At 69.6% G+C, this 15,285-nt stretch carries 12 protein-coding genes; 8 read left to right on the forward strand and 4 right to left on the reverse strand.

The features are described 5' to 3' along the window. Positions 1-69 precede the first annotated feature (69 nt). The 5 genes from ACWGSK_RS02030 (at position 70) to ACWGSK_RS02050 (ending at position 5,170) form a co-directional block, all read left to right on the forward strand. The gene (locus tag ACWGSK_RS02030; RefSeq protein WP_358509693.1) at positions 70-828 is read left to right on the forward strand and encodes a TetR/AcrR family transcriptional regulator; all 759 of its coding nucleotides are present in this window, start codon (positions 70-72) and stop codon (positions 826-828) included. Positions 829-901: 73 nt separating this feature from the next. Further along, complete coding sequence (locus tag ACWGSK_RS02035; protein ID WP_358509696.1) at positions 902-1,591, forward strand: FadR/GntR family transcriptional regulator; 690 nt, start codon at positions 902-904, stop codon at positions 1,589-1,591. Beyond that, complete coding sequence (locus tag ACWGSK_RS02040) at positions 1,588-2,376, forward strand: creatininase family protein (RefSeq protein ID WP_452455010.1); 789 nt, start codon at positions 1,588-1,590, stop codon at positions 2,374-2,376. The genes ACWGSK_RS02035 and ACWGSK_RS02040 overlap by 4 nt, the downstream gene beginning before the upstream one ends. A gap of 196 nt (positions 2,377-2,572) precedes the next feature. Next, positions 2,573-3,550 (forward strand): alpha/beta hydrolase family esterase, encoded by a 978-nt coding sequence (locus ACWGSK_RS02045; RefSeq protein ID WP_452455011.1) that lies wholly within the window; start codon positions 2,573-2,575, stop codon positions 3,548-3,550. Positions 3,551-3,583: 33 nt separating this feature from the next. Next, complete coding sequence (locus tag ACWGSK_RS02050; protein ID WP_452455012.1) at positions 3,584-5,170, forward strand: AbgT family transporter; 1,587 nt, start codon at positions 3,584-3,586, stop codon at positions 5,168-5,170. A gap of 59 nt (positions 5,171-5,229) precedes the next feature. On the opposite strand, the gene ACWGSK_RS02055 is transcribed toward ACWGSK_RS02050, so the two are convergent. Together ACWGSK_RS02055 and ACWGSK_RS02060 are read right to left on the reverse strand one after the other, a co-directional pair. Further along, a complete protein-coding gene (locus tag ACWGSK_RS02055) occupies positions 5,230-7,674 on the reverse strand; it encodes a GH92 family glycosyl hydrolase (RefSeq protein WP_452455013.1) in 2,445 nt (814 codons plus the stop codon). A 142-nt stretch (positions 7,675-7,816) separates the two neighbouring features. Continuing rightward, a complete protein-coding gene (locus ACWGSK_RS02060) occupies positions 7,817-8,464 on the reverse strand; it encodes an NAD(P)-dependent oxidoreductase (protein WP_452455014.1) in 648 nt (215 codons plus the stop codon). A 253-nt stretch (positions 8,465-8,717) separates the two neighbouring features. On the opposite strand from ACWGSK_RS02060, the gene ACWGSK_RS02065 reads away from it, so the two are divergent. Both ACWGSK_RS02065 and ACWGSK_RS02070 read left to right on the forward strand, forming a co-directional pair. Beyond that, a complete protein-coding gene (locus ACWGSK_RS02065) occupies positions 8,718-9,287 on the forward strand; it encodes a TetR/AcrR family transcriptional regulator (RefSeq protein WP_358509711.1) in 570 nt (189 codons plus the stop codon). A 1,171-nt stretch (positions 9,288-10,458) separates the two neighbouring features. After that, positions 10,459-11,823, forward strand: coding sequence for a DUF222 domain-containing protein (locus tag ACWGSK_RS02070; protein ID WP_452455015.1), 1,365 nt, complete (start codon positions 10,459-10,461; stop codon positions 11,821-11,823). A 1,001-nt stretch (positions 11,824-12,824) separates the two neighbouring features. On the opposite strand, the gene ACWGSK_RS02075 is transcribed toward ACWGSK_RS02070, so the two are convergent. Further along, a complete protein-coding gene (locus tag ACWGSK_RS02075) occupies positions 12,825-13,280 on the reverse strand; it encodes a hypothetical protein (RefSeq protein ID WP_452455016.1) in 456 nt (151 codons plus the stop codon). A gap of 85 nt (positions 13,281-13,365) precedes the next feature. Beyond that, complete coding sequence (locus ACWGSK_RS02080) at positions 13,366-14,106, reverse strand: GntR family transcriptional regulator (RefSeq protein ID WP_452455017.1); 741 nt, start codon at positions 14,104-14,106, stop codon at positions 13,366-13,368. A gap of 137 nt (positions 14,107-14,243) precedes the next feature. On the opposite strand from ACWGSK_RS02080, the gene ACWGSK_RS02085 reads away from it, so the two are divergent. Continuing rightward, positions 14,244-15,245, forward strand: a complete 1,002-nt coding sequence (locus tag ACWGSK_RS02085) for a Gfo/Idh/MocA family protein (protein ID WP_452455018.1) — start codon at positions 14,244-14,246, stop codon at positions 15,243-15,245. Positions 15,246-15,285 lie beyond the last annotated feature (40 nt).

Here is a 15,285-nt window from a genome sequence, read left to right on the forward strand (position 1 = left end):
CAATGAACTCCGTACACTGTTCGATTAATGTAGAACAGTGTACGGAGTTTTGGCAAAGGGGGATGTCGGGTGAGTACCGCACGAAAGAGCGTCGAGGCCACGCTGGACCTGTTGTGGACCGGTCTCGGTCGGCCCAAACGCGGGCCCCGCCACCGGCTCACCGTCCAGCGCGTGGTGGAGGCGGCCATGGTCGTCGCCGAGTCCGAGGGCGTCGAGGCGCTGTCGATGCGCAAGGTCGCCGCCCACTTGGACGTCGGCGCCGCCACCCTGTACACCTACGTGCCCGACAAGGCCGCCCTGTTGGCCCTGATGGTCGACGAGATGACCGGTCAGGCGCCGCTCCCGCACACCCGCCCGGGCACCTGGCGGGAGAAGGTCCAGGCCTGGGCCCGTGAGGACCTGGCCTCCTTCCGCGCGCACCCTTGGCTGGTCGAGATCACCTCCGGCCCGTTCATCGGCCCCCACGCCTTCGCGTGGACCGACTCGGCCATCCGCGTCTTCGACGGCACCGGGCTCGACGCCGAGGAGGCCCTCGCCGTGGTGGAGGCCGTCGACGGTCTCGTCCAGGGGCACGTCGCCAAGGTGATCGAGGCCGACCGCGCCCGAGGCTGGGTCGATCCCGAAGGGCGCTCCTTCGCCACGATCCAGGAGGGCTACCTGACCACGCATCGGATCGAGGCCGGCCGTTTCGAGGCCATCGAACGTCTCCGGGACCCCTACGAGCCCGTGCGGGTCTTCGAACGGGCCCTGGCATGGCTGTTGGACGGGGTCGAACGGCGCGTCGCCGAACGCGCCGCGCAGGGCCGAGCGGAGGACGGCACCCTCTGACGTGCGGATCGTTCCGGGGAAGGGGCACGGGTGTGACTTGACGCACCAACAGACTAAGTGATTTAGTCACTATATGAACAAGAACGCGCCCTCCCTGTCCGAGCGGCTCGCGGACGACATCGTGGAGATCATCCGCCAGGAGAGCCTGGCGCCCGGAGACCTCATGGCCTCCTCCCGCGAACTCGCCCAGCGATTCGACGTCACCACCCCGACCGTGCGCGAGGCGCTGCGCCGGCTGGAGGCCACCGGCGTCGTGGAGTTCAGGCACGGGTCGGGCACCTACGTGGGCGCCGGATTCAGTCGGACCCTCCTGGTCAACCCGCACCTGCCCAGGGAGAGCGGGGACTCGGTCCTGGAACTGGCCGAGGCCCGTCTGGTCCTGGAACCGCCGATCGCCGCCACGGCCGCCCGTGTGCGCGACGACGAGCAACTGGCCCAGATCGAACGCTCCACCGTCAACGCCCTGCACCCGCCCCGCTTCGACGCCGAGGCACCCGTGCACTTCCACGTCGCGCTCGCCGCCGCCACCGGCAACACCCTGCTGCGGGAGACCGTCGAGGCGCTGCTCTTCGTGCGTTCACGCGAACAGGTAGAGATCAGGCACCGATACCACGACCGCGAACGCGACCACGCCGAGCACCTGGAGATCCACACCGCGGTCAAGGACCGGGACGCCGAGGCCGCCGAACGCCTCACCCGAGAACACCTGACCGCGATCAGGGACGCCGTGGCGGCCGCTTCGCGTGAGGCGGCGAACCGATGAGCACTTCCAGACCCCACACGCCGCGCCCCCATCACCTCGCCGACATGACCACCGAGCAGGCGGCCGAGGCCGTCACCGAGAGCCCGGTCGTCATCCTGCCCGCCGGGGCCTTCGAGCAGCACGGTCCCGCCATGCCCTTGGCCACCGACCTGGTCAGGGCCGAGGCGGTGACCGATCGAGTGGCCGCACGCCTCTCCGGGCGGGCCGTGATCGGCCCGAGCCTGCCGGTGGGAGTCTCCCCCCACCACATCGCCTTCGCCGGCACCCTCACCTTGTCCGTCGCCACCTTCCGCACCGTGCTGCGCGAGTACCTGGACGGGCTGTACGCGCACGGATGGCGCAAGGTCCTGGTCGTCACCGGACACGGCGGCAACAACGCTGCCCTGACCACCCTGGCCCAGGACCTGCTGGCGGAGCTGCCCGACCTCGAATTCGCGTGGTCGCCCCTGACCTCCATCGCCGCCGACGTCGTGGCCCGCATGCCCAAGAGCGAGGTCCACGGCCACTGCGGTGAGGCCGAGACCTCGCAGATGCTCCACCTGGCACCCGACCTGGTCCACACCGACCGCTTCGCCCCCGGCACCAGGAACCTGTCCGAACTCGACGCGCTGTCCCGACTCGCCCGCCGTCCCGGGCACCCCACCCTCCAGGTGCGCTACGACCGACTCAGCGCCAACGGTGTCCTGGGCGACCCGGCCCGGGCCACCGCCGAGGACGGCGCGGCCATCGTCGACCGCGTCGTCGCCGAGATCACCGAGTTCGTCGAGGAATGGCTCAAGGCCTGACCCGGCCCTGAGCGGGTCGATCCGCCGCACCAAGGCGGACCGACCCCCTCGCCCAAGCCCACCGGGCCCGCCACCGCCGCGGGCCCGGTAACGACCGAATCCACAGGCCCCCGGTCGCGTTCGCGATGGCCGAGGGTCCGTCAGCCGTACCCGAAAACGCTCCCGATGCGTCCGCACACCGACGGAAGAGGACACCATGAGTCGCCCGCACCGACGACCCCTCGCCCGCCTGACGATCACACTCGCCCTAGCCGCCCTGCTCCTGTCGAGCACGTCCACGGCCGCGACCGCCGTCGCCCCGGCCCACGACACCACCGCCCCGCACCGCTCCCAAGGCTGCGCGAGCCCGCCGCCCCAAGAACCCGGGCAGAGCGTCCAACATCGCCTGAACAGCGCGGACATGGAACGCTCCTACAGGCTCCACCTGCCCGACGACTACGACGAGCACCGCGCCTGGCCCGTCGTCCTCGCCTTCCACGGACGGGGCAACACCGGTGCCGGAACCGAGGAGTTCTCCGGACTCTCCGAACTGCCCGCCGTCGTCGTCTACCCCGAAGGGGTGATCGGCCAGGGCGACGGCGACCGACAGGCCTGGCAGGGCGCCCCCTACTCCGCGCCCGGTGTGGACGACGTCGCCTTCACCCACGACCTCCTGGACACCGTCGAGTCCGATCTGTGCGTGGACCGCGCACGCGTCTACGCCACCGGAAAGTCCAACGGCGGCGGCTTCACCGCGCTCCTGGCCTGCGCCGCCGCCGAACGCGTCACCGCGATCGCCCCGGTCGCTCCGGCGCTCTACCCCCACGACCTGGACTGCGAGCCCGAGCGTCCGGTCCCCACGCTGTCCTTCCACGGCACCGAGGACGCCACGATCCCCTACACCGGAGACCCCGAGCGCGGCCTGCCCGACCTTTGGACCTGGAACGCCGAACGGGCCGAGGCCGGCGACTGCCGACCCGACCCGCGCACGCGCGGGGTCGACCCCGACGTCATCGAGTACCGCTGGACCGGCTGCGCGCCGGGAGCGGCGGTAGGACACGTCGCCATCGAGGGCGGCGGACACACCTGGCCCGGCGCCGACTCCTACAGCGGCGGCGGTCACACCACCCGGACCATCGAGGCCCATGAGGAGATGTGGCGGTTCATGAGCCGCTTCCGCCTGCCCCTCGTCTGACCCGCACCGCACAGCTCAGCTCAGGAGTACCCCATGTCCCGATCCACCTCCGGTGGCCCTGACGCCACCGGTTCCGACCACGCCGGCGACCCGACCACGGACAACGACGTCCCACTGCCGCGCATCATCCGTGCCATGGCGGTGATCGAGCGGGTCGGCAACGCGCTCCCGCACCCGTTCTGGCTGTTCTGGATCCTCGCCGCGATCCTGGGAGTGGCCAGCGCCATCATGGCGGGGCTCGACGTCTCCGTGGTCTCCCCGAGCGACGGGGAGACCGTGGTGGTCCGCAACCTGCTCAGCGGCGAGGGCATGGCGATGGCCCTGTCGACGATGATCGACAACTTCGCCGCGTTCCCGCCCATGGCGACCATCGTCGCGGTCATCATGGGCGTGGCGGTCGCCGAACGCAGCGGGTTCCTGTCCTCGCTCATGCGGGTCAGCGTCTCCCGTGTCCCCACCGGCTGGGTGGTGTTCGCGGTCGCCTTCGCCGGAACGATGTCGCACGTGGCCTCGGCCGCCGCCTACATCATCCTCGTCCCCCTCGGCGGGCTGGCCTTCCGCGCCGTCGGACGTTCACCGATCCTCGGTGTGGTCGTCGCCTACACCGCCATCGCCTCCGGCTACGACGCCAGCCCGATCCCCACCCCCAACGACGCCATCTTCGCGGGCATCACCACGGCCGCAGCCCAGGTCGTGGACCCGGGGGCCTTCGTCTCGCCGCTGAGCAACTGGTACTTCAACATCGCCTCCTCGGTGGTGCTGGCCACGGTCATCACCGTGATCACCAAGTTCGTCCTGGCCAAGCGGCCCGACCTGGACCCCGACCCGGACGCGGACCTGGAGAACATCGGTTCGCTGCACCTGAGCGACGCCGAGCGCTCCGGGCTGCGCCGCGCCCTGGTCGCGCTGATGCTCGCCCTGATCGTCCTGATCGCCATCGTCGTCCCGCAAGGCTCCCCGCTGCGCGGCGAGGACGGCGGCCTGGCCGAGTCGCCGCTGCTCACCGGGGTCGGCGCGCTGGTGGCGCTGCTGTTCGGTCTGGTCGGCATCGTCTACGGTCACCGCGTCGGCACCATCGAGAAGCCCGGCGACGTGCCCGCGCTGATGGTCCAGGGCATCAAGCAGATGGCGCCCGTCCTGGTCCTGTTCTTCGCGATCGCCCAGTTCCTGGCGTACTTCGACTGGACCCACATCGGTGACGTGATCGCGGTCCGCGCGGCCGAGGCCCTGCAGACCAGCGGCATCCCGGTGGTCGTGCTGTTCCTGTTCATCCTGGTGCTGCTGAGCCTGATCAACATCATCATCACCAGCGGTTCGGCCATGTGGGCGATCTGCGCACCCGTCCTGGTACCGATGCTCATGCTCATCGACGTGCCCGCCGAGACCACCCAGGCGCTGTTCCGGATCGCCGACTCCGGCTCGACCGCCATCACCCCGATGAGCCCCTACTTCGTGATGGCGCTCGGATTCCTGCAGCAGTACCGCAAGAGCGCCGGAATCGGCACCCTGGCCTCCTACACGTTGCCGTTGGCGATCGGCATGACGGCGGTCTGGACCCTGCTGTTCCTGGCCTGGTGGGCCCTGGGCATCCCGCTCGGCCCCGGCGCCCCGGTGCGCTGACCCAGGACACGCTCCGGCCCCGACGGTGGCACGAGGCCATCGGGGCCGGAGCCTGGCGTTCAATGGTCCACGGGCGGTTCCCCGGGCGCCGTCGCCCACGTGGTGTCGGCCTCGGTGCCCAGGTCGAACTCCAGGTGTCCGCCCTCCTCCAAGAACGACTCCGGCAGCCACGAGGCGCCGTGCTCGTCCCCGTCCAGACGTACCCCGTGCACGTACACCGAGTCCGGGCCGGCCCCGGGGGCGCTGATGGTGATCGGGCCGCGCCCCGGCGGGGTCAGGCGGACGTGGGTGAAGACCGGGCTCGACAGCAGCATCTCACCGCGCCCGGGCGCCTGCGGGAACAACCCCAACGACGCGAACACGTACCAGGCCGACATGGTCCCCAGGTCGTCGTTGCCCGGCAGGCCCGCCGGCCCCGTCCCGTACTGGGACGCGATGATCTCCCGCACCGTCTCCTGGGTCTTCCACGGCTGCGCCAACCCGTTGTACAGCCACGGCGCGTGCAACCCCGGCTGGTTGGTCGGATCGTAACGAAGCGGGTCACCGCCGCCCACCGACCACTCGCCGTCGGGGGTGCGGAAGAACCCGTCCAATCGCTCGGCGGCCACCTCGCGCCCGCCCATCGCCTCGGCCAGACCACCGACGTCGTGCGGTGCCATCCACGTGTACGTCGCCGCCGTGCCCTGCGCGAACCCGGTCCCCGACGCCGGATCGAAGGGCCCCACCCAGGAACCATCGCCGTTGCGAGCCCGCATGTACCCCGCGTCCTCGGTGGCCCGCGGGTCGAAGACGTTGCGCCAGTACCCGCCCCGATCGGCGAACATCTCGGCGTCCTCCGCAAGGCCCAGACGCCGCGCCCACTGACCCAGGGAATGATCGGCCACGGCGCCCTCCAAGGTCTCGGCCGCCCCGCCCCAACAATGGCAGTCGTCGTGCGGGGCGTACTCCAACTCCAGGTAGCGCTCCAGGTTCGGGCGCTGCCCCTCGCACTGACCCGGGCAACCCGCGTCGGACAACCCGTCCGGATGCGGTTCGGTGGCCTGGGCCCGCAACGACGCGTAGGCGGCCTCGGCGTCGAAGCCGTCCACCCCCATCGCGGCGAACGTGGCCAGGGTGATCGCGGACGGGTCGCCGGTCATCACGTGCGTGGGGCCGTTGACGTGCACCCACCGGTCCCACACGTGGCCGTTCTGCTCGGAGAAGTTCAGCAGCGACTGCGCGAAGTCCCCGGTCACCTCCGGCTCCAACAGCGCCGACAGTTGGATCTGGGCGCGGTACTGATCCCAGCCGGAGAAATTGGAGTACTGGGCGCCCTGACCGTCGACGATCCGCTGAGGTTCGCCGTCCATACCGGGGTAGCGTCCGTCCACGTCACTGACCAGGTTGGGCTGGAGCAGCGAGTGGTACAGGGACGTATAGAACTCGGTGTGGAGGTCCTCGTTCCCGCCGCCGACCGCGACCGCGCCCAACCGTTCGTTCCAGGCCTCGCTCGCCCGCTCGGCCACGGTGTCGACGGCGGCGTCGTCCTCGACCTCCGCCTCCAGATTCGCCCGGGCGCCCTCGGCGCTCACATAGGAGACCCCCACGCGCATCCGCACGTCCGACCCCTCGGGGAAGGACACGTAGCCGCCCGAACCAGTTCCCCGGCGGGCGTCGCGGTCGTACCCCTCGCCACCGGAGGCGGTGGTGGCCCCGGGCATGAGTTCGTCGTCCTCCCAGGTGCCCACCTCGCTGAAGTCGGTGTCGAAGCTCGCGGTGAAGTGCAACCGGTAGTAGGAACGGCGGTTGTTCTCTCCGCCGTTGGCGCGTTGGCCACAGAAGGAGCCGGTGAGCACCGACCCGGAGACCGTCCTGGTCTCCTCGTCGATGCCGACCTCGGCCTCCTCGCTGCCGTTGAGCGAGTTGGAGGCGCGCAGCAACAGGGTGGCCGGGTCCCCCTCGGGGAAGGAGAACTCGCCCACCCCGGCCCGATCGGTCACGGTCAGGTCGGTGTGCACCCCATTGGCCAGGGTCACCGTGTAGCGGCCGGGCTCGGCGGACTCGTCCTCGTGGTCGAAGTCGCTCGCGTAGATCTCGTCGGTGGTGTCGGCGCTGGGGGAGGAGTCCACCGGAACGGTCACCGGCATGATCGGCAGGTCCCCGGCCGCGCCCGGGTGGCAACCGGCCCCGTTGACGTGTGTGAGGGCGAAGCCGCGCACCCGGGTGGTGTCGTAGTGGTAGCCGTTGGCGGCGCCGGTGTCGGTCTGGTCGCCGGGGGTCGTCGTGGGGCTCCAGGAGACCATCCCGAACGGGCGTACCGCTCCGGGGTAGGTGTTGCCGCCCCCGGCGGTGCCGATGAACGGGTCCACGTACCCGACCGGGTCGGTGACCAGGTCGGGCTCGGATTCGGAGTTCGCGGTGGGGGAGGACGCGGTGGGGGAGGAGGGCGCGATCAGGCTGAGGGCGAGGAGCGGCGTGCACAGCGCGGCGAGCAGGGCACGGGGCGTACGGGAGGAAGGGGGCATCGGAATCCTCTGCGGGGTGGCGGGTCAGGGAAGTGTCCCCCATCCCGTGGCCCGCGCCCAGACCCCCGGACGCGACGGAACGGGATTTCCCCGAGGCTTCCCCCCTCGGTCACCCTCCCGTGGGAGTTCGCCACCGGACCGCTCAGGCGGCGACGGTGAACATCCGCCTCGGGTGGGCGCCGGCCTCCACCTCATCCACCATCGCGACCGCGTAGTCGGCCTTGCTGATCCGACTGCGGCCCTGCTCGTCGGTGAGAAGGACGTCGCCGCCGGCCCGGTAGTGGCCGGTGCGTTCACCGTCGCCGACCAGCTCGATCGGCGGCGCCAGGTAGGTCCAGAGCACGTCGCGGTTGATCTTGTAGAGGAAGAAGACCCGCTCCATGGTGCGGCCGGCCTTACGTCGGGGGCCGCGGGCAACGCTCTGCTGCCAGTGAATGGAGGTGCGAGAGGCGTCAGCGAACAGGGGGCCGGGATCGCCGACGGTGATGAGGCGGATCGGGGAACGGGCCAGTAACAGCAGCAGGTGGCGGTTGACCGAGAGGTGGTCGCGTTCGCGGCCGGTGGGCACCTGGTAAGCGTTGATCAGGACGTCGAACTCCGCGAGGTCGGGGCGGGTGAGGTCCCGGGGGTCGCGTCGGACGGCGGTAACGGGCGCGGACCATCGTTCGGGATCGTCCACGAACGCGGTCACTTCGTGGCCGCGCGCGGCGGCCTCGGTCGCTATGTGTTCGGCGAGCCCACCGGCGACGCCGATGATGCCGATCGTGCTGGTCACGGAAGTTTCGTGCATGGGAGCCCCCTGCGAATAGATGTGCGCTCCAGTCGTGTCATTCGGGGCCGGTACGGGTGGGGGTCGAGGCCGACCTCGTGGCGGAGATGTCTCCGCCACGTATTACAACTTATCCGGAGAACCCTCCGCCAAACAAGACCTCCTCGGTGTGACGAGGATTCCCACCCACCGAAAACCCCGCTCTGAACAGGGGACACATCGGATACGCTGAGGCGGAGAAGTCTCCGTGGCACCGGCCGTAGGAAGGTCCTACATGTCGACGAAGCGTGTCGAACAACTCCACGCACAGGGGCTTCGAACGCGTGCCAGCCTGCTGGAGGTCGCGCGCGAGGCCTTCGAGGAGTCCAGGGACGTCTCCCTGAACTCCATCGCCAAGAGGGCCGGGGTGGGCATCGGCACCCTGTACCGGCACTTCCCCACCCGCGAGGACCTGGTCTTCGAGCTCTACCGCGACCAGGTGCAACGGCTCACCCGGGCCTCCGGTGAACTCCTCGACGAGCACTCGCCGCAGGAGGCGTTCCGGTTGTGGCTGGAACGCTTCGCCCGCTACGCCATGACCAAGGCCGGGCTCCTGGAGGTGCTGCGCACCGCCACCGCCCACGGCCGATTCGCCCAGGTCGGGCGGGGGCCCGTGGCCGACGCCGTCGAACACCTGCTCGTCGCCAATCAACAGGCCGGCACCCTGCGCGCCGATCTGACCGCCGACGACGTCCTGCTGGCCGTGGCAGGCCTCTATCAGCTCGACCCCTCCGCCGAGGACTGGGAACGACGCGCTCACCGCCTCCTCGACCTGGCCCTGTGCGGTCTACGCCCCCGCGACTGAGCCCGGGGCGGAATGCCGCCCCCACATGGTCGGTGGTCGGTTCGTGAGGGAATGGGCCTTCCGAGAATGGGCCTTCCGGAATGGGTCTTCCGAGAACGGCCCTTCCGGGGGCTGATCTTCTGGGAATGAGCCTTCCGGGAGCTAGTCACGCACGGGATGCGTGGGGCCACCCCGGGGACTGGTCCAGTACGCCAGGCCACAGTATGTCGGGCCCCAGTACGCCGGGCCGGCGCGCCCAAGCCCGTTCGGGACGGGCGGCTGCTGCCTGTGGTGGGTTATCCACAGGTGGGAGATTTTGGGCTGGCGAACTGTTCCGCCTACATGATCCCATCGATCTTGGGGGAGCCGCTGGTTTCGCCGGTTTCGTGCTGCCCGGGGGGTGGGTGTGGTGGGGCGTGGGGTGTGGGGCGTGGGGTGCCTCAGGTTTTTGGTTCTTGGGGTTGTTGGGGGTTGCTCGGGTGGTTGGTGGGGCGCCTCGGGTCGGGAACCCACCGGTTTACGGGGCGTCACTCAGGTGTGTGGGTGGGGCGCCTGAGGTCTCTGCTCTTGGGGTGGTTGGGCGGGGTGGGGGTGGGTTCTCCCTCCTTCCCCGCCGCGTGATTGTTGCCGCCCGCACCGCACGCGTCAAGGCAATGTTGAGTGCTGTGACGCTGTGGTGGGTGGCCTTGACCCGTACGGTGCGGGCGGCGGTTTGGCGGCTATCGGGGAAGGGGGGAGAATGGTTGAGGTCCCTACGGCCCTGTGGGCCTGCGGCCCACTCCGGCCGCAAGCGGCCGGATCCCTTCCCTTCCCTCTGGTGTCCTCGTTGAGCGCGTCGCCACTACGTGACGGGTCCGGTCACGAAGTACCCGCTACAGGTGGGGCACGGGGTGGGGCGCGTCCCTGCGGTAGCCGGCACCGGTGAGGCTCTTTCCCCGATGATCTTGCTCGTAGCGCCCAGTTGGGCGCCCAACATGGCGCTACGGACAAGATCGTTTCCATTCAGAGCCCCTCCAACGAAGTCGCTAGGAGCATATCCGTGATAGGTGGATCCGGTCATAGGGGAAGGGGTTGTGGATAACCCAGAATGGCCACCCCATCTATGGTAGGCACATTCACCGACATGGAAATAGGTAGAATATACCCGCCGGTAAGCCTGCCATTTCCTGGGGTGTTCGCATATAATCAGAGTATGAGCCTTCCTCCCCACGCACCGCGCCCGACCGGGAACACCCCGGTCGATAAGGCGATAGCGGGTGCGCGGGAGATGGCGGTGGAATTCTCCGGACGGGATATCCCGTTCGGGTGTGAAGCCGATGTGCTCGCCCAGTTCGGCCGGCTCAACCAGGAAACAGACCGGGTCCGCTATGGGATGTTGCCCGCCCTGGCCCGGATGGAGGCCACCGGCGCCTTGTTGGAAGAGGGTGGCCAGCGCAGTATCCAGGCGTGGATCACTCATCAGTGGGGGACCTCTCCGGCCGAGGCCAAGAGCCTTGCCACCCTCGCCCGCGCCCTACACCGGCAGCAGCTGCCTTTGGTGGAAGAAGCCTTCCAGGCCAGCGCCCTGTCGTTGGGTGAGGCGTGCGCCATCGCGACCTCCACCGAAAAAGCCACTGCCGAGTGGGCGAAGGTCCTGGAAACGGCGGATGAGGAATTCCGTGCCCAGCGTCCTTCGGTGGAGGGGTTTCGGGCCCGGTTGGAATTCGGGTTGATCGGTTTCAAGGCCGAGTGCCCGCAGGCTTCGGTGCGCCAGTTGCGAGACGCGGCGAAATGGTTCGTCGCCCGCCTGGACCCGGATAAGGCCGACCGGGACTACGATGAAACGTTCGAGAACCGGGGCGCCCAGTTCTCGCCCACGTTCGAGGGTGGGTTCCTGCTGCGGATGTGGGGTCCGGGGGCCGATAACGAACTCATCCACGCCGCTCTGCAGGCTTACACCGAGCCGTACGGGCCGGATAACGCGGCGACGCCGAAACATCAGCGCACTTATGACGCGATGATGCGCATCTTCGAGACCGCTCTGAGCCACCGGGGTTGCTCCAGCCTGAGCCGCCAACCTCTGGCGACCCTCAACATCACCGTCCCCCTGAAGCGCTTCCTCGGAGACGGCACCGCAGAGCCCGCCACCACCGAGGATGGTGTGGTCATCCCCGACCAGATGGTGGCCCGTCTGACCCCCCACAGTTGGTTGCGCCGGTTCCTCACCGACGAACAAGGCCGCACCCTGCTGGACGTGGGGCGCAAGCAGCGGTGCGCCCCGGACCCGGTGCGCCAGGCGGCCGGGTTCAAGAAGCCCTACTGCGAGTGGCACGAAGGCTGCGACATGCCGCGTAGCTGGTCGCAGTACGACCACATCGTCCCCTTCTCCCACGGCGGAGCCACCAGCGCCGACAACATGCAGGTGCTCTGCTCGACCCATAACCGGCTCAAACACCGGTTGCAGGCCAAGGTGAACCGGCAGATCTGGGAACACCACCACGCCCAGAACCGACAGGACACCGAGACCAGCGGGGACAGGGACGGGGAAGGCGAGCCAGCCCCAGCCACCGCCCCCTAACCACCACCATCCGCTTCCACGACCATGCGTTCCCGCCAGGTGGAACACCACCACCCCGCGACCACCCCCGAGTGGGTGTCAGACCCCAAGGGCCCGTGCCCTGTGGGGATATCAGCATGCCCAGGGGCAGAAACTCCGCGAACCCCCCGCCCGGAGTCATATCCCGGGCACGGAGTGGCTCCCATCGGGGGTGTCGGCGCCACTGCCACCACAGGTACCGGCCCACCGACATCATCAACCCCGTGCAACCCTGTGCTGTCTCTCCACCATGATGATCTTGTCCGTAGCGCCATGTTGGGCGCCCAACATGGCGCTACGAGCAAGATCATCGCTGTGAAGACCAGAGCCGGCCACCGCGGGGACGCGGCTCGCCACCCGTCCCACCTGTAGCGGGCCCTTCGTGACCGGACCCGTCACGTAGTGGCGACGCGGCCAACGAGGACACCAGAGGGAGGGGAAGGGATCCGGCCGCCTGCGGCCGGAGTGGGCCGAAGGCCCACAGGGCCGTTGGGACCCCAACCACTCTCCCCCCTTCCCCGATAGCCGCCAAACCGCCGCCCGCGCCGTACGGGTCAAGGCCACCAGCACCGCTGCCACAGGACACAACATTGCCTTGACGCGTGCGGTGCGGGCGGCAACAATCACGCGGCGGGGAAGGAGGGAGAACCCACCCCCACCCCGCCCAACAACCCCAAGGAACTCGACCCCAGGCGCCCCACCAACCACCCGAGCAACGCCCAACAACCTCAAGGGCCCCGGCCTAAGGCGCCCTACGCACCCACCCGAGCAACGCCCAACAACCCCAAGGCATGAGATCTGAGGCGCCCCGCACCCCTGATACGCCCCCGCCTATGCAACCCCCTTGACACCCCCCTTGTGCACCCACCCCCTTGCGCACCCCCGTGCCCCGCACCCCCGCACCCCCGCACCCCGCACCCCGCACCCCGTACGCCCGGAGTGCCCGTACATCCATCGAGCCACGCGGTTTCCCCGGCCTGGCCTCAGAACCCGGCTTTGTCGAGGGCGGTGGTGACGACCGCGACGTCGATGGGGACCACCGCCATCTCCCAGGGGTGGCCGCCGGCGAGGAAGTCGATGATGCGCGTGTCCCCGAGTCGGCGTTCCCGCCAGGACGACGGTTCACGCACGCCGAGTACCTCGGTCGGGGTGGGGAGCAACAAGGGCTGTGCGTAGGTCCGGAAGGGTCTCCACTGGCGCCACTTCAGCCGTTCCCGTTCGGGGGCGGCGAAGTGCATGACGAGTAGGCCTTGGTAGAAGGCGTGCCCGTGGCGGAGGTGGGCGACCGAGTGCAGCGGAAGGCCCTGCCGGAGGTCGTCCAGGTCCTGCGCGGCGGCCCGGGGGTCCCCGCCCTGGATCCCCCACCACCACTGGCGGGGATCACGGAGGACATCCGAGAGCGATCTGGTGCCCGCGGTGTTACGAGGAGAGAGAGCCATGGGGTACGTCCTTGCGCTATGGGGGATCGCAGGAGCCTATCCGGGCATGAGGAAGCGCTGCGAGGCCTGTCCGGTTCAGGGCGTCTCAGCCGGTGAGGGTGAGCTCGAAGGAGTAGCGCGAGGCGCGGTAGACGTGGGATCCCACCTCCACCACTCGCCCGGTGTCGTCGTAGACCACCCGCTCCATGGTGAGCAACGGCGCGCCCGGTGGCTCGTCCAGGGCCTCGGCCTCGGCGGGGGTGGCGTTGCGGGCGCCGATGCTCTGTGAGGCCATCTTCAACGTGACGCCGGCGGCGCGCAGCAGCTGGTAGAGCCCCTGTTCGCGAAGTTCGCCCTCACGCAGTTCCACCAGGCTCACGGGCAGGTGGTTGCGCATCAGGGCCAGGGGTTCGCCCCTGGCCAGGCGCAGCCGTTCGAGCACGTACGCCTCGGTCCCGGGCGGCAGCTCCATCTGTGCCGCGATCGGGTCGGGCGGCACCTCCACGGCCAGGCGCAGCACCCGGGTGCCGGGTTCCTCGCCCACACGGGCCAGGTCGTCGTAGAGGCTGGACAGCTCCACTGGACGACGCACGCGCGGGCGGATCACCTGCGTTCCCACGCCGCGTTTGCGCACCAGCATGCCGCGGTCCACCAGGTACTCGATGGCCTGACGCAGGGTCGGCCGGGACAGACCCAGCCGTTCGGCCAGCATGAGTTCGTTCTCCAAACGGGTGCCCGCGGGCATCTCGCCCGCCATGATCCGCCGTTCCAGTTCCTGGGCGACCTGGAAGTAGAGCGGCACGGGGCTGCTGCGATCCAGGTCGATGGACAAAGGACTGTGGGTCACCGGTGCTACCTCGTGTACGGGAGAACGGAACACGAGGTTACTACATCAGTATGTCCGGACAAAGTATTGACAGCGGGAAGAGCGGCGGGTGAGCATGAGGCCCCGGATGTGATACGCGCTACACCCCAGGGAGTCACATGCGCATAGGCCTGGTCGGAACCGGACGCATCGGACGATCACACGCCGCCGCCCTTCGGGCTCGCCCCGAGGTGGCCGAACTCCTGCTCGCCGACGTCGACACCGACAGCGCCCACGCCGTGGCCGACCGGATCGGCGCCCGACCGGTCGAGGTCGACGCGCTCCTCGGTCCCGGCGCCGTCGACGCGTTGGTCATCGCCGCCGCCACCCCCGCCCACCCCGAGTTGATCCGGGCGGGGATCGCCGCCAAGGTCCCCGTCTTCTGCGAGAAACCGGTCGCCCCCACGGTCGCCGAGACCGTCCGGTTGCTGGAGGAGGTGCGGCGCGCCGAGGCCGCCGTGCACATCGGGTTCATGCGCCGCTTCGACCCCGGATACCTGCGCGCCCACAGCGCCGTCCGCGCGGGCGAACTCGGCGACCTGCACCGCGTCCACGCCCTGACCTGTGACATGGCGCCGCCGCCCGCCGGCTACGTCGCGGCCTCCGGTGGGCTCTTCCGGGACTGCCACGTGCACGACTTCGACATCCTGCGCTGGGTCACCGGACGCGAGGTCGAGGAGGTCTTCGCCTACGGCGCCAACCGGGGCGATTCCTACTTCACCGACCATGGCGACGTCGACACCTCCGCCGCGGTGCTGCGCCTGGACGACGGCACCCTGGCCACGCTCCAAGGGTCGCGGTACAACGGGGCCGGGTACGACGTCCGCATGGAACTCGCCGGCTCCCGTTCCACCCTGGTCGTCGGACTGGACGACCGGGTGCCGCTGCGCTCGGCCGAACCCGGGATCGACTTCCCCTCGGGCGAGCCCTGGGAGGTGTTCTGGCCTCGCTTCACCGCCGCCTACGAGGCCGAGATCGGCGCGTTCGTCGCCATGGTCGTCGACGGCGCCCCCAGCCCCTGCACGGTCGCCGACGCGTTGGAGGCGGTGCTGATCGCCGAGGCCGCGGACCTGTCGCGCAGGGAACACCGTCCGGTCCGGATCACGGAGGTGCGGCCGTGAGCGAACCGGACCCGTCGACCACCCCGCCCGAGGTGATCAC

The organism is Nocardiopsis sp. NPDC055551 (assembly GCF_053619415.1).

Bases quoted from the DNA above. Each gene is read 5' to 3' on its own strand.
- ACWGSK_RS02065 (WP_358509711.1), top strand. From the start codon at position 8,718: ATGTCGACGAAGCGTGTCGAACAACTCCACGCACAGGGGCTTCGAACG.
- ACWGSK_RS02040 (WP_452455010.1), top strand. From the start codon at position 1,588: ATGAGCACTTCCAGACCCCACACGCCGCGCCCCCATCACCTCGCCGAC.
- ACWGSK_RS02035 (WP_358509696.1), top strand. From the start codon at position 902: ATGAACAAGAACGCGCCCTCCCTGTCCGAGCGGCTCGCGGACGACATC.
- ACWGSK_RS02070 (WP_452455015.1), top strand. From the start codon at position 10,459: ATGAGCCTTCCTCCCCACGCACCGCGCCCGACCGGGAACACCCCGGTC.
- ACWGSK_RS02050 (WP_452455012.1), top strand. From the start codon at position 3,584: ATGTCCCGATCCACCTCCGGTGGCCCTGACGCCACCGGTTCCGACCAC.
- ACWGSK_RS02060 (WP_452455014.1), bottom strand. From the start codon at position 8,464: ATGCACGAAACTTCCGTGACCAGCACGATCGGCATCATCGGCGTCGCC.
- ACWGSK_RS02085 (WP_452455018.1), top strand. From the start codon at position 14,244: ATGCGCATAGGCCTGGTCGGAACCGGACGCATCGGACGATCACACGCC.
- ACWGSK_RS02055 (WP_452455013.1), bottom strand. From the start codon at position 7,674: ATGCCCCCTTCCTCCCGTACGCCCCGTGCCCTGCTCGCCGCGCTGTGC.
- ACWGSK_RS02075 (WP_452455016.1), bottom strand. From the start codon at position 13,280: ATGGCTCTCTCTCCTCGTAACACCGCGGGCACCAGATCGCTCTCGGAT.
- ACWGSK_RS02045 (WP_452455011.1), top strand. From the start codon at position 2,573: ATGAGTCGCCCGCACCGACGACCCCTCGCCCGCCTGACGATCACACTC.